15 protein-coding genes are annotated in these 18,804 nt (G+C 71.4%); 5 read left to right on the forward strand and 10 right to left on the reverse strand.

The window, feature by feature from the left end:
* Positions 1–53: 53 nt before the first annotated feature.
* From IEY98_RS00875 to typA, 7 genes are all read right to left on the reverse strand, one after another.
* Positions 54–1,094, reverse strand: coding sequence for an ABC transporter ATP-binding protein (locus tag IEY98_RS00875; protein WP_189208361.1), 1,041 nt, complete (start codon positions 1,092–1,094; stop codon positions 54–56).
* The gene (locus IEY98_RS00880) at positions 1,091–2,233 is read right to left on the reverse strand and encodes an ABC transporter ATP-binding protein (RefSeq protein ID WP_189208362.1); all 1,143 of its coding nucleotides are present in this window, start codon (positions 2,231–2,233) and stop codon (positions 1,091–1,093) included. The genes IEY98_RS00875 and IEY98_RS00880 overlap by 4 nt, the downstream gene beginning before the upstream one ends.
* The gene (locus IEY98_RS00885; protein WP_189209957.1) at positions 2,233–3,147 is read right to left on the reverse strand and encodes an ABC transporter permease; all 915 of its coding nucleotides are present in this window, start codon (positions 3,145–3,147) and stop codon (positions 2,233–2,235) included. The genes IEY98_RS00880 and IEY98_RS00885 overlap by 1 nt, the downstream gene beginning before the upstream one ends.
* Positions 3,148–3,154: 7 nt before the next feature.
* Positions 3,155–4,153, reverse strand: coding sequence for an ABC transporter permease (locus IEY98_RS00890; protein ID WP_229786417.1), 999 nt, complete (start codon positions 4,151–4,153; stop codon positions 3,155–3,157).
* A 163-nt stretch (positions 4,154–4,316) separates the two neighbouring features.
* On the reverse strand, positions 4,317–6,110 hold the full coding sequence (locus IEY98_RS00895) for an ABC transporter family substrate-binding protein (RefSeq protein ID WP_229786419.1): 1,794 nt from the start codon (positions 6,108–6,110) through the stop codon (positions 4,317–4,319).
* A 629-nt stretch (positions 6,111–6,739) separates the two neighbouring features.
* Positions 6,740–8,410, reverse strand: a complete 1,671-nt coding sequence (locus IEY98_RS00900) for an ABC transporter family substrate-binding protein (RefSeq protein ID WP_229786420.1) — start codon at positions 8,408–8,410, stop codon at positions 6,740–6,742.
* A gap of 84 nt (positions 8,411–8,494) precedes the next feature.
* Positions 8,495–10,402 carry a translational GTPase TypA gene (gene typA, locus IEY98_RS00905; protein ID WP_189208364.1) on the reverse strand — a complete coding sequence of 636 codons (1,908 nt, stop codon included), beginning with the start codon at positions 10,400–10,402 and terminating at the stop codon, positions 8,495–8,497.
* 175 nt (positions 10,403–10,577) lie between these two features.
* Here typA and IEY98_RS00910 point away from each other — a divergent pair, with 175 nt between their 5' ends.
* Entirely contained in the window at positions 10,578–10,733 is a 156-nt protein-coding gene (locus IEY98_RS00910; RefSeq protein ID WP_189208365.1) for a hypothetical protein, read from the forward strand.
* Between the two features lie 147 nt (positions 10,734–10,880).
* Positions 10,881–11,837, forward strand: a complete 957-nt coding sequence (gene trpS, locus IEY98_RS00915; protein ID WP_189208366.1) for a tryptophan--tRNA ligase — start codon at positions 10,881–10,883, stop codon at positions 11,835–11,837.
* Positions 11,838–12,130: 293 nt separating this feature from the next.
* Here the strand turns inward: trpS and IEY98_RS33230 are convergent, their stop codons facing one another.
* The 3 genes from IEY98_RS33230 to IEY98_RS00930 form a co-directional block, all read right to left on the reverse strand.
* Positions 12,131–12,832, reverse strand: a complete 702-nt coding sequence (locus tag IEY98_RS33230; RefSeq protein WP_308425809.1) for a (deoxy)nucleoside triphosphate pyrophosphohydrolase — start codon at positions 12,830–12,832, stop codon at positions 12,131–12,133.
* A 147-nt stretch (positions 12,833–12,979) separates the two neighbouring features.
* Complete coding sequence (locus tag IEY98_RS00925; protein ID WP_189208367.1) at positions 12,980–14,314, reverse strand: sensor histidine kinase; 1,335 nt, start codon at positions 14,312–14,314, stop codon at positions 12,980–12,982.
* Positions 14,311–15,039 carry a response regulator transcription factor gene (locus IEY98_RS00930; protein ID WP_189208368.1) on the reverse strand — a complete coding sequence of 243 codons (729 nt, stop codon included), beginning with the start codon at positions 15,037–15,039 and terminating at the stop codon, positions 14,311–14,313. Before IEY98_RS00930 ends, IEY98_RS00925 begins: the two co-directional genes overlap by 4 nt.
* A gap of 136 nt (positions 15,040–15,175) precedes the next feature.
* Between IEY98_RS00930 and IEY98_RS00935 the strand changes: the two genes are divergently transcribed.
* From IEY98_RS00935 to IEY98_RS00945, 3 genes are all read left to right on the forward strand, one after another.
* Complete coding sequence (locus IEY98_RS00935) at positions 15,176–16,234, forward strand: LolA family protein (RefSeq protein WP_189208369.1); 1,059 nt, start codon at positions 15,176–15,178, stop codon at positions 16,232–16,234.
* A gap of 14 nt (positions 16,235–16,248) precedes the next feature.
* Positions 16,249–17,208 (forward strand): ABC transporter ATP-binding protein, encoded by a 960-nt coding sequence (locus tag IEY98_RS00940; RefSeq protein WP_189208370.1) that lies wholly within the window; start codon positions 16,249–16,251, stop codon positions 17,206–17,208.
* Between the two features lie 629 nt (positions 17,209–17,837).
* A complete protein-coding gene (locus IEY98_RS00945) occupies positions 17,838–18,683 on the forward strand; it encodes an ABC transporter permease (RefSeq protein ID WP_189208371.1) in 846 nt (281 codons plus the stop codon).
* Positions 18,684–18,804 lie beyond the last annotated feature (121 nt).

The raw sequence follows: 18,804 nt of genomic DNA on the forward strand, positions 1-18,804 counted from the left end.
GCCTGCATACGGCGTCCAGCGGAGAAGTCGATCTTCCCCGGTCGGTCACCCTACTACGGGAGCACCTGCCGCTCCTCGGCGAAGTGGCACGCCGAGACGGTGGCGCCGTGGGCCACCAGCGGCGGCTCCTCGGTCGCGCAGATGTCCTGCGCCTTCCAGCACCGCGTCCGGAACCGGCACCCCGACGGCGGGTTGGCCGGGCTGGGCACGTCGCCGGTCAGCACGATGCGCTGCCGCTGCCGCTCCTGCTTGGGGTCGGGCACCGGCACCGCGGACAGCAGCGCCTGGGTGTACGGGTGGGTCGGCCGCTCGTAGATGGAGTTGCGGTCGCCGACCTCGACGATCTTGCCCAGGTACATGACCGCGACCCGGTGCGAGATGTGCCGGACCACCGACAGGTCGTGCGCGACGAACAGGTACGCCAGACCCATCCGCTCCTGCAGTTCCTCCAGCAGGTTGACCACACCCGCCTGCACCGACACGTCCAGCGCGGACACCGGCTCGTCCAGCACGATCATCTTCGGGTCCAGGGCCAGCGCGCGGGCGATGCCGATGCGCTGGCGCTGACCGCCGGAGAACTCGTGCGGGTACCGGTTGCGGTGCTCCGGGTTGAGGCCGACCAGCTCGAGCAGCTCGTCGACCCGCCGCTGGATCTTCTCGTCGGAGCCGTACTTGTGGATGCGCAGCGGCTCGGCCACCACGTCGTTGACCTGCCAGCGCGGGTCGAGCGAGGCGTACGGGTCCTGGAAGACGATCTGCATGTCCTTGCGCAGCGGGCGCAGCTGCGCAGGCTTGAGCGTGGTCAGCTCGCGGCCCTCGAACTTGACCGACCCCGACGTCGGCTTGTGCAGCTGCAGGATGGCCCGCCCGGTGGTGGACTTCCCGCAGCCGGACTCGCCGACCAGGCCCAGCGTCTCGCCCTTGTTCAGGGTCATGCTGACCCCGGCCACGGCCTGCACCTCGGCCACGGTGCGCGGGATGATCCCGCCGCCGCGCACCGGGAACGTCTTGACCAGGTCGGTGACCTCCAGCAGCGGCGCGCTGCCGGTCCGGGGGGCGGACTGGGGGTCCGCCTTGGCGTAAGTCTCGGTCATGACGAATGGCCTTCCTGGTGCAGCCGCTGCTCGACCGCTTCCACGTCGTCGCCGACGTGGGTCGCGCCCGTGCCGGGCAGGATCGTGTCGTCGATCGTGCCGATCTCCTCGTGCTCGAACAGCTTCTCCGGGTTCGGCAGCGAGGCCAGGTGCTGCCAGCGGTGGCAGCGGCCGAAGTGGTTGCCCGAGTCGGTCGGCGTCAGCGGGGGCTCGACGCTGCGGCACTCGTCGATGACGAGCGGGCAGCGCGGCGAGAACGAGCAGCCGGTGGGCAGGTTGATCAGCGAGGGCGGGGCGCCCAGGATCGGGGTGAGCCGCTTGCCCAGCATCGTCGGGTCCGGCAGCGAGCCGAGCAGCCCGACGGTGTAGGGCATCCGGGGGCGGTCGAACACCTCGTCGACCGGCCCGGCCTCGACGACCGTGCCCGCGTACATGACCTGCACGCGGTCGACCATGCCCGCGACGACACCCAGGTCGTGGGTGATCATCACGATGGCCGCGTCCGTCTCGTCGCGGATGCGGAGCATGGTCTCCAGGATCTGCGCCTGGACGGTCACGTCGAGGGCCGTGGTCGGCTCGTCGGCGATGATCACGTCCGGGTCGTTGATGATCGCCATGGCGATCACCACGCGCTGGCGCATGCCGCCGGAGAACTCGTGCGGGTACTGGTGCGCCCGCTTCTGCGGCTCCGGGATGCCGACGAGCTCCAGCGCCTCGACGGCCTTGGCCCAGGCGACCTTCTTGGACACGTCGTGGTGGGCCTTGTAGGCCTCCGCGAGCTGCCACCCGATGGTGAAGACCGGGTTCAGCGAGGTCATCGGGTCCTGGAAGATCATGGCGATGCCGTTGTTGCGGATGCCCTGCATCTGCTTGTACGACCGCCCGACCAGCTCCCGGTCGCGGAACTTGATCGAGCCGGTGATCTTCGCGGAGCGGGGCAGCAGGCCCATCACGGCCATGGACGACACCGACTTGCCCGAGCCGGACTCGCCGACGATGCCCAGCACCTCGCGGGGGCGCAGCGTGTAGGACACGTTGCGGACCGCGCGCACGTTGCCGTCGTCGGTCGGGAACGTGACCGAGAGGTCGTCCACGGCGAGCACCGCGTCGGTGGTGACGCGCTCGTTGAGTACGGTCATCAGGCACGCACCTTCGTCTGACGAGGGTCGAACGCGTCGCGCAGGCCGTCGCCGATGAAGTTGACGCACAGCGACAGCGCGACGATGACCACGAACGGGCCCCAGAACAGCCAGGGCCTGGTGGTGATCTGGGCGTAGTTCTCGCTGATGATCAGGCCGAGCGAGGTGTCGGGGATCTGCACGCCCAGTCCGATGAAGGACAGCGCGGCCTCGGACAGCACGGCGAGGGCGATGGCCAGGGTGGCGTTCACCGTGATGCTGCCGACCATGTTGGGCACCAGGTGCCGGAAGATCACCCAGCGGGTGGTCGCGCCGGAGGCGCTGGCCGCCTCGATGAACTCCCGCTGCGACAGCGACAGCGTCTCGCCGCGGGTGATACGGGCGATGGACATCCACCCGAACGACGCCAGCACCAGGGCCACCACGTACCAGCTTCCGCTGAACGCCTTGACCAGGATGCCCGCGACGGCGATGGCCGGGATGATCAGCATCAGGTCGATGACGCGGCTGATCGCGGTGTCGACGAAGCCGCGCAGGTAGCCCGCGAGCGCGCCCAGGGTCACGCCGACCAGCGTGGCCAGGACCGCCACGGTGAGCGCGATCTGCACCGACAGCCGGGTGCCCCGCATGAGCTGGGCCAGCATGTCCTTGCCGATCTGGTTCGTGCCGAGCGGGTGCTCGGCGCTGGGCGGCTCGAACCGCCCGCCGGACGAGTCGTCGACCGAGATCCCCCAGAACAGCGGGCCGATCATGCCGAAGGCCACGATCAGGAGGAACACGATGAGGCTGGTCACGGCCAGCTTGTGCCGGAAGAAGCGCTGCCGGATCAGCGTGCTCTGCTTGCGCGCCTTGGAGGCGTCGAACTCGCTCGCCGTCCCGATCGGGGGGCCGGGCTGGTTCGCGGTGAGCAGCATCGGGTCGCTAGGCAAGACGGATCCTCGGGTCGAGTACGCCGTACATGATGTCGGCGACGAGGTTGAAGATGATGACCATGGTCGCGGTGACCATCAGCCAGCCCATCAGCATGTTCGGGTCGAACTGGCGCACCGAGCTGACCAGCAGGAAGCCCATCCCGCGCCAGCCGAACACGGTCTCGGTCACGATCGCGCCGGTGAAGACGATGGCGAAGTTGATCGAGAACAGCGTGGTCACCGGGATCATCGCGTTGCGGAAGGCGTGCCGCAGGATGACGCGGCGCTGCGAGAGGCCCTTGGCCTTGGCGGTGCGCACGTAGTCCGAGTGCAGCGTCTCCAGCATCGAGGCGCGCTGGAAGCGGCTGTAGGCGGCGAAGCTGATCAGCGCCAGGGTGATCGTCGGCAGCGTGTACTGGCCGGTGTACTGATAAAGGACGTCGATGAACCCGCCCTCGTAGCCGGTCGTCGCAGGCGAGACCGTGCTCAGCCAGCGCTCCATTCCCATGCTGTTGAGGACGTTGTTGAACTCGATGCCGTAGGTCTTGAGGATCACCGCGACACAGAAGACCGGCATGGAGAACATCAGGAAGGCCGCGGACGTGGCGAAGTAGTCGAAGATCGAGTACTGCTTCACGGCCGCGAGCACGCCGACGGACACACCCAGCAGGATCGCCAGCAGCTCCGCGCCGATGACCAGGCGGAACGTGATCCAGAGCGAGCGCATGACGGAGTCGAAGACCTCGACGCTGGCCTGGCCGAGAGCGATGCTCTCACCCCAGTCGCCGGACAGGAAGTCCGTCAGCCAGATCCAGTAGCGCTCGATGACGGGCTTGTCCAGGCCCAGGCTGATCTCGAGGGAGCGGACCATCTCCTCGGTCACGTTGGGTTGGGCCCGGTACTCCGCGAGCGGGTTGCCTGCCGAGGCAACCATCAGGTAGGCGAGAAAGCTGCCGATCAGCAGGATCGGGATTGATATCAGCAGCCTTCGGATGATGTAGCGAATCACGAGAACTCCTCGGTGGGGCCCAGGCGACCGGTAGGTGCGCTCCGGCGTCCTGACCCAGCCAGTGTGCGCCGGCCGCGGTCAGTGCCCAAGCGGAAGGGGCCGGACTGTGTGGCCCGGCCCCTCCGCTCGTCGACCTGTCAACCGCCAGGGGGCGGCGTGGTGACTAGGAGACGACCCACTCGTTGGCGTTCCACAGGGTGCCGTAGTACGACTGGAAGAACACCTTGTCGACGCCCTTGAACGCCCACATGCGCGGCAGCGGGAACAGCGGCAGCGAGTAGTTCTCCTCAGCCAGGATGGCGTCGGCCTTGGCGTAGGCCGCGGTGGCGGCCGCCTCGTCGAGGTTGGTGGTCGCGTCGGCCAGGGCCGCGTCGACCTCCTTGTTCGACCAGTTGGACCAGTTCTGGCCACCGCCGGTGGAGTAGATCGACTTCTGGCCCGACTTGAACGGCGCCGACGACCACGCGAACAGCGCGATGTCGTAGTCGCCCTGGCTCACGCGGGTGTCCAGGAAGTTCGGGTCGGTGTCGTCGATGATCTCGATGCCAGCGGGCTTGCAGTGCGACTGCACGAGCTCGACGGTCTGCTTGCGGCGCGGGATGTCGGTGTGCGCGATCTTCAGCGAGACCTTCTCACCGTTCTTGGTGGCGAAGCCGTCCGGGCCGATGGTGTAGCCGGCGCCCTCGAGGGTGGCCTTGGCGGCGTTGGCGTCACCGGTGTACTGCGCGTAGTTGTCGGTGTAGCCGTCCTCGCCCTGGAAGAAGATCAGGCTGCCCTTGGGCTGGGCGTCCTCGAGCACCGGGCGGACCAGCTTCTCGACCAGCTCGTCGCGGTTCACGCACTGCATGAACGCCTTGCGGACCGCCTGGTCCTTGAGCCACTTGTTCTCGACGTTGAGGTCGAAGTGCTCGAAGGTCAGACCCGCGGTCGCGCCGAAGGTCACGCCCTGGGCGGACAGGTTGCGCAGCCGCTCGGCGGCGTTGGCGTCCGGCTGGGCCATGGAGTTGACGACGAGCTCGCCGTTCTCCAGCGCCTGGGCCTGGGCGACCTGGTCGGCGATGCCGCGCAGGACGATCTTGGCCGGGCCGCCGGGCTTACCGGCGAACTTCTCGTTGCGCTCCAGGGTCACCGAGTTGTTCTGCTCGAACGCGGTGATCTTGTACTGCGCGGAGGACGGCATCAGCTTGGCGTCGAAGCCGTTCCACTTGGTCTTCCAGAAGTCGGCGACCTTCTTCAGCTCGGCGATGTCCGAGGTGGGGGTCAGCTTCGTGATGTCGGCGATGCCGGTTTCCTGCTCCAGGATGTGGGCGGGCAGGATGTCCAGCGAGATGCCGAAGAGGCTCTTGTAGTCCGGGAAGGTCTCGGAGAAGGTGGTCACGACCTGGGTGGGGGTCGGGCACTCCAGCTTCTCGAGGACGTCGTACCCGGTGGTGCCCGCCGCGGTGAAGATGTCGGCGTCACCCTCCTTGACCTTGCCGGTCTGGGAGAGCCAGGCCAGGTGGAAGTCGTCGCAGTCCCAGGCCTCGCCGTCGGACCAGGTCACGCCCGGCTTGATGTTCCAGGTGACGACCTGCGGGTCCTTGTTGGTCAGCTCGACCGACTCCATGACGTCCTTGTTGAGCAGGACGTTGTCGTTGCCGTCGAGCTTGTAGGCGCCGGACAGGACCATGGTCAGCGCGAACGAGTTGTACGAGTTGTTCGCGTCGGCCGCGGCGTTGTTGTAGGCCGTGAACGGGTTGTCGGTGGAGACCTTGATCTCCTGGGTGCCCTGCTCCACGTCCGGAGAGGTGTACTCGTCGCCCGACTGGCCCTTAGCGGTGGCCATCGACTTGATGTCGGTGGTCCCGTCGGTGGATCCGTTGCCGCCGTCACCGTTCGATCCGCCGCACGCGCTCAGGACGAGCGACGTTCCGACGACCGCGGCGAATGCCGACAGTGTGGATTTCTTGATTGACACGTGCCCTCCTAGCACAGGGCCCCGCCCTCGGCCGGTCCGGCCGAACGGTCCCTTACCCATCACGCCCCCAACGACCGTTGGGCGGCGCACTAGCTGCGCACGCTAGGAACGAAGAGGGCTCCCGGTCACCTCTGCCACGGCGATCGTGACCAAAGGGTGACACGCGGGGGCCGGCACGCAACGTGTCCGTTACCACTTGGCACACAGCGCAGGACGACGGTGACAATCCGTGTCCAGATTGCGACTATGTCCCAAGCGCGGCATGTCCACTTCCTGCCAAAACGCCCGTCAGGGCCGATCGGCGACGAGACCCCCTCCGTTCGGCGTCCGTACGGACGGCTGAACGGAAGCAGTACCCCCGAAGCCGGGCGACCACTGTTCGTGACGTCCACCGTGGTGAGACCACTCGGTGCCCCGGCGGGCCGGAGGGCGCTGCGCGCACTCGGCGCGCTGGACGGCCGCTAGGTGTCAATCTGGTTCTTCCCGCTCGACCTGTGAAGGCGGCGCTGACCGCCTAGACCGGGCGCTGACGGCCATGGACCGCCCGGCGACCGCCCTGGTCGAGCAGGCGCGCGTGGCCTCCACGGTCGACGCTGCGGGCCTGCGCGGGCGGCGTGGTCGCCTGAGTCTCAGCCGCGCCGGTGCCACTGGTCGGCGACGGCGAACGGGCCCGCGAGCGGCGGCCCGGCGGCCACGCCCGCCACCGTCCGGTGCGTGACCAGCTGGTCGGTCTCCTGGTAGAGCGGGTAGACCAGCGCCGCCTGCCACAGCCTCGGCTCCACGCTCTCCAGGACCGACGCGACCGGGGCCGATCCGGTCAGCGCGGACTCGATGGCCTCGTCGGTGCTGAGGTCGCAGTAGCCCAGGGGGTTCGCGGTCGGGTCCGGAGCCGTGGGCGGCGGGGTCGGGGTGGTCGACGGGGCCGGGTGCGCGGTGGCGGTGCAGCCGAAGCGGCCCGCGAGCGTGGTGGCGGGGTCGCTGTCCGCCGGAAGCGGGCCGACCAGGAGGTCAACAGGCTCTGGTGACCGGTACGGGTCGGCCGGGGTGGCGATGCTGGACTGGATGCCCGCCTCGGTGAGCTGGCGCTGCAGTTCGGTCGCCAGCTCCGTGTAGTCGGGGCGGCCCGCGGCGATGACCAGCGTGAGCGGACTGCCGCCGCGCGCCCACACGCCCGCGGTGTCCTTGGCGAAGCCCGCGTCGGTGAGCAGTTGCTGGGTCTGCTTCGCGTTCGGCTTGACCGGCACGCCGGAGGGCCGCGTCGCGGCGTAGTCCGGCGCGGACGGCGGGAGGACCAGGGCGTCGGCGGGCAGCGCGGCCGCGGGTCCGCCCCCGGTGCCCGCCGCGATCAGCGCGGCGCGGTCGAGCGCGGCCACCACGGCCCGGCGCACGGCCGACTCGCGCATGGCCTCGCTGACCGGCCGCAGCAGCACCGTCGCCACGGTCGGACGCGGGACCGCCGACGTGGTCACCTCCGCGCCCAGGCCCTCGATCAGCGGTTCGTCGTCGGCGTCGACCGGGGTGAGCCCGACCTGCTGGTGGCCGGTTCGCAGCGCGCCGACCATGCCGGGGACGTCCGTGCGGCGCAGCACGACGCGGTCGAGCTCGACCGGCTCCGCCCAGTAGCGGTCGTTGCGCTCCAGCACGACCTCGCCGCGGTCGCGGTCGAGCAGGCGCAGCGAGTACGGGCCGCCGCTGGCCGGGTAGCCGTCGGCGAGCGCCCCGTCCCAGCCGCCGGGGCTGTCCTTGAGCAGGTGCGCGGGCAGCAGGTCGCCGAACAGCGACCGCCAGCCGGGGTACGGCTTGGCGAAGGTCACCTCGACGACCTTGCCGCCGTCGCTGGCCGAGATGTTCGAGATCAGCTGGTAGCCCGCGGCGTCGATGGCCCCGGGCGCGTCGCGCAGCTGCTCCCACAGGTAGACGAAGTCCTCCGCGGCGATCGGCGCGGAGTCCGACCACGCCGCCTCCGGCCGCACCCGGTAGGTCACGACGTACGGCTCGGCCGAGGTGACCTCGGCCGAGACCATGAGCGTGCGGTCCAGCCGCCGCACGCCGTCCGGGCCGGTGCGGAAGACCGAGGGCAGCATCGTCTGCGCGAGCGCGGTGGTGATCGCGGACTGGTCGGCGAGCTTGTGCGGGTTGTAGCCGCCCGCCACGCTGTCGACCCCGACGACGATCTCGCCGGTGTCCACCGCGCGGCTCGGCTCGGTGCGGGCGACGTCGGTGGTGACCAGCGGCGGCGGGGGCGCGTTCGTGCAGCCCGCCAGCGCCAGAGCGGCCACCACCGCGACTACCCGACGCACGACCGACCTCCCCTGGATTCCCCGGGAGACATGCTGCCAGAAAACCGGGGGCGCCCACGCACCGGTTGGACAACCCCAACCACTCTACTTCTGGTCGCGCGCCTTCTCCCGCGACCGCGTCCGGGCGCGGCTGGTGGCGTCCAGGATGACCTTGCGCACCCGCACGACGTCCGGCGCGACCTCGACGCACTCGTCGGCGGCGCAGAACTCCAGCGCCTCCTCGAGCGAGAGTTTGCGCGGGCGGGCCAGCGTCTCCATCACGTCGGCCGTGGAGGAGCGCATGTTGGTGAGCTTCTTCTCCTTGGTGACGTTCACGTCGAGGTCCTCGGCGCGCGGGTTCTCCCCGACGACCATGCCCTCGTAGACGTCCGCGCCGGGCTCGACGAAGAACGTGCCCCGGTCGGCCAGCTGCAGCATGGCGTAGCCGGTCACCGCGCCCTGGCGGTCGGCCACCAGCGAGCCGCTGTGCCTGCTGCGGATCTCACCGGCCCACGGGAAGTAGCCCTCGAAGATGGCGTTGGCGATGCCGGTGCCGCGGGTCTCGGTGAGGAAGTCCGTGCGGAAGCCGATCAGGCCGCGGGAGGGCACCACGAACTCGATCTTGACCCGGCCGGAGCCGTGCCCGCCCATCTGCTCCATCCGGCCCTTGCGGTTGGCCAGCAGCTGGGTGACCGCGCCGAGGTGCTCCTCGGGGGTGTCGACGGTCAGCCGCTCGAACGGCTCGCACAGCTTGCCGTCGATGGTGCGGGTGACGACGTCGGGCTTGCCGACGGTCAGCTCGAAGCCCTCGCGGCGCATCTGCTCGACCAGGATGGCCAGCGCCAGCTCGCCCCGGCCCTGCACCTCCCAGGCGTCGGGGCGCTCGGTGGGCAGCACGCGCACGCTGACGTTGCCGACGAGTTCGGCGTCGAGGCGGTTCTTCAGCAGCCGCGCGGTGATCTTGGTGCCGCCGTTGCGCCCGGCCAGCGGCGAGGTGTTGACGCCGATGGTCATGGAGATCGCGGGCTCGTCGACGGTGAGCCGGGGCAGCGCCTCGGGGTTCTCGGTGTCGGCGAGGGTGTCGCCGATGGTGATGTCCGGGATGCCCGCGATGGCGACCAGGTCGCCTGCGGCCGCCTCCTCGGCGGGCACGCGCTCCAGCGCCTCGGTGATGAGCAGTTCGGTGATGCGGACGTTGGTGGCGCTGCCGTCGGCGCGCATCCAGGCCACGGTCTGGCCCTTGCGGAGCTTGCCCGCGTGGATGCGGCACAGCGCGATGCGGCCGAGGAACGCCGAGGCGTCGAGGTTGGTCACCAGCGCGCGCAGCGGGGCCTCGGCGTCGCCGACCGGCGGCGGGACGGTGCCCAGCAGCAGGTCGAACAGCGGGTCGAGGTTCTCGCTGTCGGGCAGGCCGCCGTCCTCGGGCTGGTTGAGGCTCGCCCGGCCCGCGCGCGCCGAGGCGTAGACGACGGGCAGGTCGAGGACGGACTCGTCGAGGTCGTCGAACTCCGAGGCCAGGTCGAGCAGCAGGTCGTGGGTCTCCTCCACGACCTCGGCGATGCGCGCGTCGGGGCGGTCGACCTTGTTGACGACCAGCACGACCGGCAGCTTCGACGCCAGTGCCTTGCGGAGCACGAACCGGGTCTGCGGCAGCGGGCCCTCGGAGGCGTCGACGAGCAGCAGGACGCCGTCGACCATCGACAGGCCGCGCTCGACCTCGCCGCCGAAGTCGGCGTGGCCGGGGGTGTCGACGACGTTGATCGTCACCGGGCCGTCAGCGGTCTGTCGGCGCACGGCGGTGTTCTTGGCGAGAATGGTGATGCCCTTCTCGCGCTCGAGTTCACCGGAGTCCATGACGCGGTCGACGAGTTCCGCCCTGGCGGCGAACGCCCCTGACTGGCGCAACATGGCGTCGACCAGGGTGGTCTTGCCGTGGTCGACGTGCGCCACGATCGCGACGTTGCGCAGGTCGAGTCGGCGCAGGCTGACGGGCTCGGCGGTGGCAGTGGGCACGCTCGTGCTCCCGGGTTCTCGCTGGCGGATGGCGGCGGTCGGCGGGCGTGCCCAGGCAGCGGAATCGCTGCTGCCGCATTACCAGGATAGCGGCCGCCCGCCTGTGGCAGGCACCACACGGCGATCAAGAGAGGTACGCCTAACCTAATCCCAGGTTACCGAATGGAGGACGGACGTGGGCAAACACCGTCGCACGCCCGCCGAGACCGTCAAGAAGCTGATGAAGAAGGGCAAGGTCAAGAAGAAGTGCTGCAAGTCGAAGCCGCGGTGCCGGAAGTGCCCCGTGCTGGCGCTGCAGCGGATCAAGGCCGAGGGGAAAAAGGCTGCGTGAGCACCCCCGTCGCTGCTACCTTGACCACCATGAACACGGGACTGTGGTGGGCCGCCTAACGGCGGCTGTGAACCCTGTCCACATTTCCAGGCCGTCCGTCTCGGGCGGCCTTTGGCATGTCCGGGACTCCCGACGTTAGGAGACGTCATGACCCGGCTGTCCGCGATCACCCCGTCCGGCCACGCGCACATCGGCAACCACCTGGGCGCCCTGCGCCGGTGGGCGCGCGACGGCGGCCCCGGCGACCTGTACTTCGTGTCCGACCTGCACGCGATGACGGTGTCGTACAACCCGCCCCGATTGCGCGCGCTGACCCGCGAGCTGCTGGCCGTGCTGGTGGCCGAGGGCATCGACCCGGCCCGGCTGTTCGTGCAGTCCGACCTCGTGCGGGAGCTGGGGGCGCTGAGCTGGGTGCTGGAGTGCACGTGCTCCTACGGCGAGGCCGCCAGGATGACCCAGTTCAAGGCCAAGGGCGGCGGCACGGGCGCGCGGCTCGGGCTGCTCACGTACCCGGTGCTCATGGCCGCCGACATCCTCCTGCAGGGCGCGGACTCGGTGCCGGTCGGCGACGACCAGACCCAGCACGTGGAGCTGGCCCGGGTGTTGGCCCGGCGGTTCAATTCGACGTTCGGGGAGGTGTTCGTCGTGCCGTCGGCGACGACCCCGCCCACCGCGGCGCGGGTGCGGGACCTGGCGGCGCCGGAGCGGAAGATGTCGAAGTCCACGCGGGACGCGGCGGGGGTGGTCTTCGTGCTGGACAACCCTGATCTGATTCGCCGGAAGCTGTCGCGCGCGGTGACGGACTCCTACGACGTGGTGGCGTACCGGCCGGAGAAGCAGCCCGGGGTGGCGAACCTGCTGGAGATCTACGCGGCGTGTGTGGGGGTGTCACCCCGGGAGGTCGAGTTCCGGACGTACGGGGAGCTGAAGACGGCGGTGGCGGACGCGGTGATCGAGGAACTGCGCCCCTTGCGGGAGAAGGTGATCGAGCTGCTCGCCGACCCGGCCGAGCTGGACCGCATCCGCAAGGACGGCGCCGAACGCGCCCGCGACCGCGCCGCCCACCGCCTCGACTCAGCCCTCCGCCTAGCAGGCGTCGCCTGACCCACCCAGATGATGACATCATCCGCAGCCCAGATGATGTCATCATCTGAATTACCAGTCAGATGGCAACATCATCGGGAATCGACATGACGGCACCATCTGAATTGACCGCCAGATGACGCCATCATCCGAGATTCGCGTGACAACACCATCTCGCTGCCGGTCGGATGCCGTCACCATCTGACGACCCGGATGATGTCGTCATCTCAACACCATTCGAGATGATGTGACCATCCGAGTTCCAGATGATGACGCCATCCGGATTTGGGATGGCGTCATCAGTGGGGCGTCGGCTAGCGGGTTTGGGTCAGGCGGGTGCAGAGGGCGGGGATGAGGACGCGGTCGGCGGGGAGCCAGGGAACGGAGTCCAGGGTGTGCTCGGTCAGCCAGGCGAGGGCCTGGTGGTCGTGCGGGCGCGGGGTGCCGTGCGGGGCGTGGGCGGTGTAGAGGCGCAGGACGAGGTCGTCGGCCAGCACGACGTCCGGGCCGACCGTCCCGTTGGGGAGGACGTCGATCCCCAGCTCCTCCCGGCACTCCCGGCGCACAGCGTCGGCATCGGACTCGCCCGGTTCGACGCGGCCGCCGGGGAACTCCCACAGCCCCGCCGTCTCCGGCGGGTACGCGCGCTGCTGGGCGAGCACCTGGCGGTCGCGCAGGACGGCCGTGCCCACCACGACCCTGGCCTCGGCGAGCACCGCCGCGCGCTGGGTGATCCGGTCGACCAGCTCCGCGGCCCACGCCTTGGGGCCGCGCACGGCCACGGTCAGCTCGGTGCCGCCGTCGACGGCCTCGACGCCGACGTCGATCGCCACCACCTGCCTGCCGACCGGCACGGCGCGCAGGCCGTCGGCGTCGAGGTGGGCGATCCGCAGGCGGTGCTCGCCCAGCCGGACGTCCTCCCCGGGCACGAGCAGGTGGCGGGGTCCGGGCGCGCCGAGGACACCCGACTCCGTCAGGGCGGCGGCGACGGCCCGCGGCGGCAGCGGTATCCGCATGGGGGGCATGATGCCCTTCACCGTCCACCCCATACACATCCGCCACGCTGCACTGCGCCACACGGCCTAGCGTTGGCCCGGACAGCCCCGGCCCGCCTGCCGCCGAGCAGAGCAGGCCAGCCAGGTCGAGCACACCGCCAGCCCGCCTCAGCCATCGGCGGCCGCCCGCCAGGCGACCTGGAACCGGGCCCCGCCCTCGGGCGACTCCGTGACGCCGACGGCGCCCCCGCGCCTGCGCACCACCTCGGCCACCAGCGCCAGCCCGAGCCCGGTGCCGCCGCTGCTGCGCGCGCGATCGTCCTGCACGCGGTAGAACCGGTCGAACACCCGCTGCCGGTGCTCCGCGGCGATGCCGTGCCCGTCGTCGTCGACCACGAGCCGACCGGTGCGGTTGCCGGGCAGGACGGTCACCGTCACGTGGGCGCGGGCGTGGCGGAAGGCGTTGCGCAGCAGGTTGTCCAGCACGAGCTCCACTTCGGACGGCGCGGCCGACACCCAGCACGCCGTGGGCGGCAGGTGCAGTTGGACGGTCGGCCCGTCCTCGGGGCATCGGCGCACCGCCGCGGCGGCTGCCGCCGCGAGGTCGACCGGCTCGGCGGGCGGCAGCTCCCCCGCGTCCGAGCGGGCCAGCGTCAACAGGCCGTCGACCAGGACCGACAGGCGCTGGGACTCGTGCACGACCTCGGCCAGCACCTCCTGCGACAGCTCCGGGTCCGGGTGCGCGACGGCGACCTCGGCCTGCACGCGGATCGACGCGACCGGGGAGCGCAGCTCGTGGGCGGCGTCGCCGGTGAAGCGGCGCAGCCGGTCGGTGGCCTCGTCGCGCCGGGCCAGCAGGGCGTTCAGCGCGCTGGCCAGCGCGCGGATCTCGTCGTCGGCGTCCGGCAGGGGCAGTCTGCGGCCGGGGCCGAGCCGCCCCGCCGCCCTGCGCATCCGCTCCACGGGCCGCATGGCCGAGCGGACGGTGAGCCCGGTGGCGAGTGCCACGGCCGCGGACACCAGGCCAGCGGCGATCAGCAGCCAGCGCAGCGCCTCGTCGTCAGCGCTGTGGTAGCCGACCAGGCCGGTGCCGACGACGACGAGCCGCTGGCTGCCGTCCGGGGCCGTGGCCACGGTGCCGAGCCAACGGGTGGGTGGCCGGTCGCCGCGGCGCAGGACGGGCGTGGCCGCCTTGAGGACGCGGATGTCGGCGGGGTCCAGCCGGGGCGGCGGGCCGCCGTCGACCGGGGTGCCCGCGGTGTCGAGCACCCGGACCTGGGTGTTCGGGGCCGTCTCGGCCGGGGCGCCCGCGCTGACCGCGCCCACCGCGGCGGACAGCACCGAGGACAGCTCCTTGTCGGCGGCGCGGACCAGCACCGAGCCCGCCAGCTTGCTGGTCAGCACGGCCACCCCGACCAGCACGACCAGCGTCGCCACCGTGGCGACCGCGGTGATGCGGGAGCGGATCGTGCGCCGCAGCCACAGCCCGCGCAGCCGGGTCACCGGGGCCGGGCGGGATCGAGCGCGGCGTCGATCTCGCCGGTCGAGGCCAGGTAGCCGTGTCCGCGGACGGTGCGCACGATGCCGCCCGCGCCCACGGCCTCCAGCTTGCGGCGCAGGTAGCCGACGTAGACCTCGACGGCGTTGCGCGTGGCGGCCTGCTCGTCGCCCCAGACCGCGCGGAGCAGGTCATCTTTGGTGACGACGGAGCCCGCGCGCCCGGCCAGGGCGTCGAGCACGGCGAACTCGCGCGGGCTCAGCGCGACCGGCTCGCCTGCGAAGCGCACCACCCGGGCGCCGCGGTCGACCTCCAGCTCGCCCAGCCGCAGCACGCGGGCGCCGACCTCGTCGGCGCCGCGGCGCAGCATGGCCCGCACCTGGGCGACCAGCACGACGAAGGAGAACGGCTTGACCAGGTAGCCGTCGGCGCCGAGGTCGAGGCCGTCGGCCTGGTCGATCTCGCCGTCCTTGGCCGAGACCAGCAGCACCGGGCTGCGCACGCCCTCGGCGCGCAGCCGCTCCAGCACCCGGTAGCCGGACAGGCCCGGCAGCATGATGTCGAGCAGGATCACGTCGAAGGCGCCGGTGAGCGCGGCGCGCAGCGCGCTGGGCCCGTCCGCGGCGACGGCGACGTCCATGCCCTCCGCGGACAGCCCGCGCTGCAGCGCCCGGCGCACGCCAGGCTCGTCGTCGACCACCAGCACCCGAGGCTTCACGCCTGCCATCATGGCGGGTGGCCGCCGGTTCCCGCCGCCGCTCTCAGCGGGTTCTCAGCGTGGCGGCAGCTCTCAGCGCGATCTCAGCAGCCGGGGTGCACTCTCGGAATCGCGGGAAACGAAACCCGAATCAGGGGAGAGACAAACCATGGACAGGAAACGGACCGCGCTGGGGATCGCCGCGGCAGGGACCGCGACGGGGGTCGTCGGCCTCGTCCTGCTGGCGACGCCCGCCGGTGCGGGCGAGACGCCGCCCGCGCTGCCGGAGACCACGCCGGAGGCGCTGGTGCAGTCGGTGCTCGACGCGGACGTGCCCGCGCTGGCAGGCACCGTCGAGCTGACCAACGACCTCGGCCTGCCGATCCCGGGCGTGCCGTCGTCGGACGGCCACATGGCCCGGGTGTTCACCGACGGCGAGGGCCGCTTCCGGCTGGCGCTGGAGGGCGAGCGCTCCGGTGAGCGCACGATCGTCGGCGACGGCGCCACCACGTGGGTGTGGGACAGCAAGGACCGCAGCGTGCTGCGGTTCGAGGGCATGGAGCACGGGGTCACCCCGCAGGACGGGTTGGCCGACCCGGCCACCGCGTCCCGCGAGCTCGTCGAGCTGATGCGCAAGGACAGCACCATCACCATCGACGGCACCGCGCGCGTCGCGGACCGGCCGGTGTACCAGCTGGTGCTGACGCCCAAGCCCACCGAGCGCACGCTGCTGCGCGAGGTCAGGGTCTCCGTCGATGAGGCCACCCGGCTGCCGCTGAGGCTGGAGGTGCTGGCCAACGGCCAGGCCGAGCCCGCGCTCAGCGTCGGGTTCTCCGACTTCGACACGGGCGCGCAGGACCCGGCCCTGTTCCGCTTCACCCCGCCCGCCGGGGCGACGGTGACCGACGGCGCGCAGGGGTCCAAGCACGTCGAGGGCAACGCGCTGCTGGAGGACCTCGACCTCGAGGTCGTCGGCGAGGGCTGGGACACGGTCCTGGTGGGCAAGGTGCCCACCCAGATCATGTCCACGCCGGTCCCGTCGGAGAACGGCGATGAGACCGACCCGATGGCCCTGCTGAGCCAGTTCGGCAGCGAGGTGACCGGGGAGTTCGGCACCGGGTACGCGATCACGACCAAGGTCGGCACCGCCCTGGTGACCACCGACGGCCGGGTCGCCCTGGGCGCCGTGCCGCAGCAGGTCCTGGCCGAAGCGCTGGCGACGAAGTGACCGGGGGGTCGACGATGGTCGCGGCCGCGCGCACACGGGGGTTGCGCAAGGTGTACCGGGGGACAGTGGCTGTCGACCACGTCGACCTCGAGGTCCCCACCGGGTCCGTGATGGGGATGCTGGGGCCGAACGGCTCGGGCAAGACCACCACGATCCGCATGCTGCTCGGCCTCGTCGAGCCCACGGCGGGCGAGGTCGAGCTGCTGGGGCACCGGCTGCCGGACGGCCTGCCCCGGGCGCTGCCCGAGGTGGGGGCGCTGGTGGAGGGGCCGGGGTTCCACCCGTTCCTGTCGGGGCGGGAGAACCTGCTGCGGATGGGCGCGGCCGAGCCCGCGCTGGCCACCCAGGCGATCCCGGCGGCGGTGTCCGAGGCATTGGAGCGGGTCGGCCTCGCGGGGGCGGCCGACCGCCGGTTCAAGGCCTACTCGCTGGGCATGAAGCAGCGCCTCGGCCTGGCCGCTGCCCTGCTGGCCCCACGCCGGTTCGTCATCCTCGACGAGCCGACCAACGGCCTCGACCCGGCGGGCACCCGCGACGTCCGCGCCGTCATCGCCGACCTCCACGCGGCGGGCACGACGGTGCTGGTGTCCTCGCACCTGCTCGCCGAGGTGGAGGCCACCTGCACCCACGTGGCCGTCCTGCACCAGGGCACGGTCGTGGCCCAGGGCGACCTGACCACCCTGCTGGACGCCGACAGCGCGGGCCTGCTGGTGTCCACTCCAGACGTCACCCGCGCCGTGGACGCGCTGCGCGACAACCGCATCCCGGCCCGCGCCGTGCCGAACGGCATCCTCGCCGACCTCACCACCACAACCGCCCCGGCAGTGGTGGAGACCCTGGTGCGCGCAGGCGTCCCGGTCCACGAGGTCCGCAGGCAGCGCACCGGCCTGGAGGACCTCTTCGCCCGCCTGACCGAACCCAGCCCCACCGACTCCCTGGACGCCGAACTGGCCATGATCGGAGACGCACGATGACCGCCATGGCCAAGCCGCCACCACGCACCCAGGCCCCCACCCCCCAACCCCTGCGCCCCGAACCGCCCACCACACCGCACAGGCCCCACACCCCGGCCCACCTCGACCGACCACCATCCGAACCGATGTCCCCCGGATTCGCCAAGACCCCGATCAACCAGCCGCCGCGCTCCGAACCGCGCCGGATGCCCCGCACCCCGGTCGACCCCGGTCTAACCGCAGCCGTGCCGGGAACCGCGAGCACCGCCACCGAACCGGCCACGACCGGAGGCATGCGATGACCACCATGGCCATACCACTGCCACGCACCAAAGCCCCCATCGCACGCCTACGCCACTCCGAACCACGCCGGACGCTCGGCAGGCCCCGCACCCCGGCCGGCCTCGGACTGCCGGCGGCCATGCCGGGGACCGCAGGCACCGCCACCGAACCGGCCACGACCGGAGGCCCGCGATGACCACCACGGCCACACCACTGCCACGCACCAAAGCCCCCATCGCACGCCTACACCACTCCGAACCGCGCCGGACGCTGCGCACACCACGCAACCTGGTCAGCCTCGGTCTACCGGCGGCCGTACCGGGGACTGCGAGCACCGCCACCGAACCGGCCACGACCGGAGGCCCGCGATGACCACCATGGCCATACCACTGCCACGCACCAAAGCCCCCATCGCGCGGCTGCTCCGCTCCGAGCTGCGGATGATGCTGCGCAGGCCGCGCACGCTGGTCGGTCTCGGTTTGCTGGCGGCTGTGCCGGTGATCGCGGGCATCGCCATCCGCATCGCCGCGGATGGGGACGGGCCGGTCGGGGAGGGGCTGTCGACGCTGGTGGCGGGGAACGGGCTGATGCTGCCGATCTTCTCCCTGCTCGCGGCGCTGACCATGCTGCTGCCGTTGGTGGGCGCCACCCTCGCCGCCGACGCGCTGGCGGGGGAGTCGACCAACGGGACGTTGCGCTCGTTGCTGGTGGCCCCGGTGAGCAGGCCCCGCCTGCTGGCGATCAAGGCGTTCGGGATCGCCACGGTGACCCTGCTGGCGTGCCTCCTGATGGCCGCCACCGGCACGATCACCGGGATCATCCTGCTCGGCGGCGACGGCATGCTGACCGTCTCCGCCACCCGCCTCCCCTTCGCCGACGGCCTGGGGCGCGTCCTGCTGACCGCGCTCCTGGTCGCCGTCCAGATCTGGGGCGTCGCCGCGGTCGGCCTGGCCGTCTCGGCCTGGACGGACCACCCGCTGATCGTCCTCTCGGTGGCCCTCGGCCTCCTGATCGTCTCCGGCGTCCTCAGCGCCATCCCCGCCCTCGACTGGCTGGACCCGGTCCTGATCACCTCCGGCTGGGAATCCATCGGCGAGGTCGCCCGCGACCCCCTCCCCTGGCCCACCCTCACCGAAGGCGTCCTCAGAGCAGGCTGCTACATCCTCATCGGCTACTCCGTGGCCCTCTCCCGCATGCTCACCCGGGACGGCTGAGCGGACTTCGGGCCGCCGTCCGCCTCGGGCGGGCGGCGGCTCGGGGCGAGGCTGGAGATCGTGAGGCTCGTCGGTCGCGGCGCTCCGATCGCGGCAGATCGGTGTCGGGAGAGCGGGGGCG

It is taken from the genome of Actinokineospora fastidiosa (genome assembly GCF_014648415.1).
Taxonomy (GTDB): domain Bacteria; phylum Actinomycetota; class Actinomycetes; order Mycobacteriales; family Pseudonocardiaceae; genus Actinokineospora; species Actinokineospora fastidiosa.

What these genes read in the sequence shown, in the direction of transcription:
- IEY98_RS00875 (WP_189208361.1), bottom strand. Translation starts at nt 1,094, where the DNA reads ATGACCGAGACTTACGCCAAGGCGGACCCCCAGTCCGCCCCCCGGACC.
- IEY98_RS00880 (WP_189208362.1), bottom strand. Translation starts at nt 2,233, where the DNA reads ATGACCGTACTCAACGAGCGCGTCACCACCGACGCGGTGCTCGCCGTG.
- IEY98_RS00885 (WP_189209957.1), bottom strand. Translation starts at nt 3,147, where the DNA reads ATGCTGCTCACCGCGAACCAGCCCGGCCCCCCGATCGGGACGGCGAGC.
- trpS (WP_189208366.1), top strand. Translation starts at nt 10,881, where the DNA reads ATGACCCGGCTGTCCGCGATCACCCCGTCCGGCCACGCGCACATCGGC.
- IEY98_RS33230 (WP_308425809.1), bottom strand. Translation starts at nt 12,832, where the DNA reads ATGCGGATACCGCTGCCGCCGCGGGCCGTCGCCGCCGCCCTGACGGAG.
- IEY98_RS00930 (WP_189208368.1), bottom strand. Translation starts at nt 15,039, where the DNA reads ATGATGGCAGGCGTGAAGCCTCGGGTGCTGGTGGTCGACGACGAGCCT.
- IEY98_RS00935 (WP_189208369.1), top strand. Translation starts at nt 15,176, where the DNA reads ATGGACAGGAAACGGACCGCGCTGGGGATCGCCGCGGCAGGGACCGCG.
- IEY98_RS00940 (WP_189208370.1), top strand. Translation starts at nt 16,249, where the DNA reads ATGGTCGCGGCCGCGCGCACACGGGGGTTGCGCAAGGTGTACCGGGGG.
- IEY98_RS00945 (WP_189208371.1), top strand. Translation starts at nt 17,838, where the DNA reads ATGACCACCATGGCCATACCACTGCCACGCACCAAAGCCCCCATCGCG.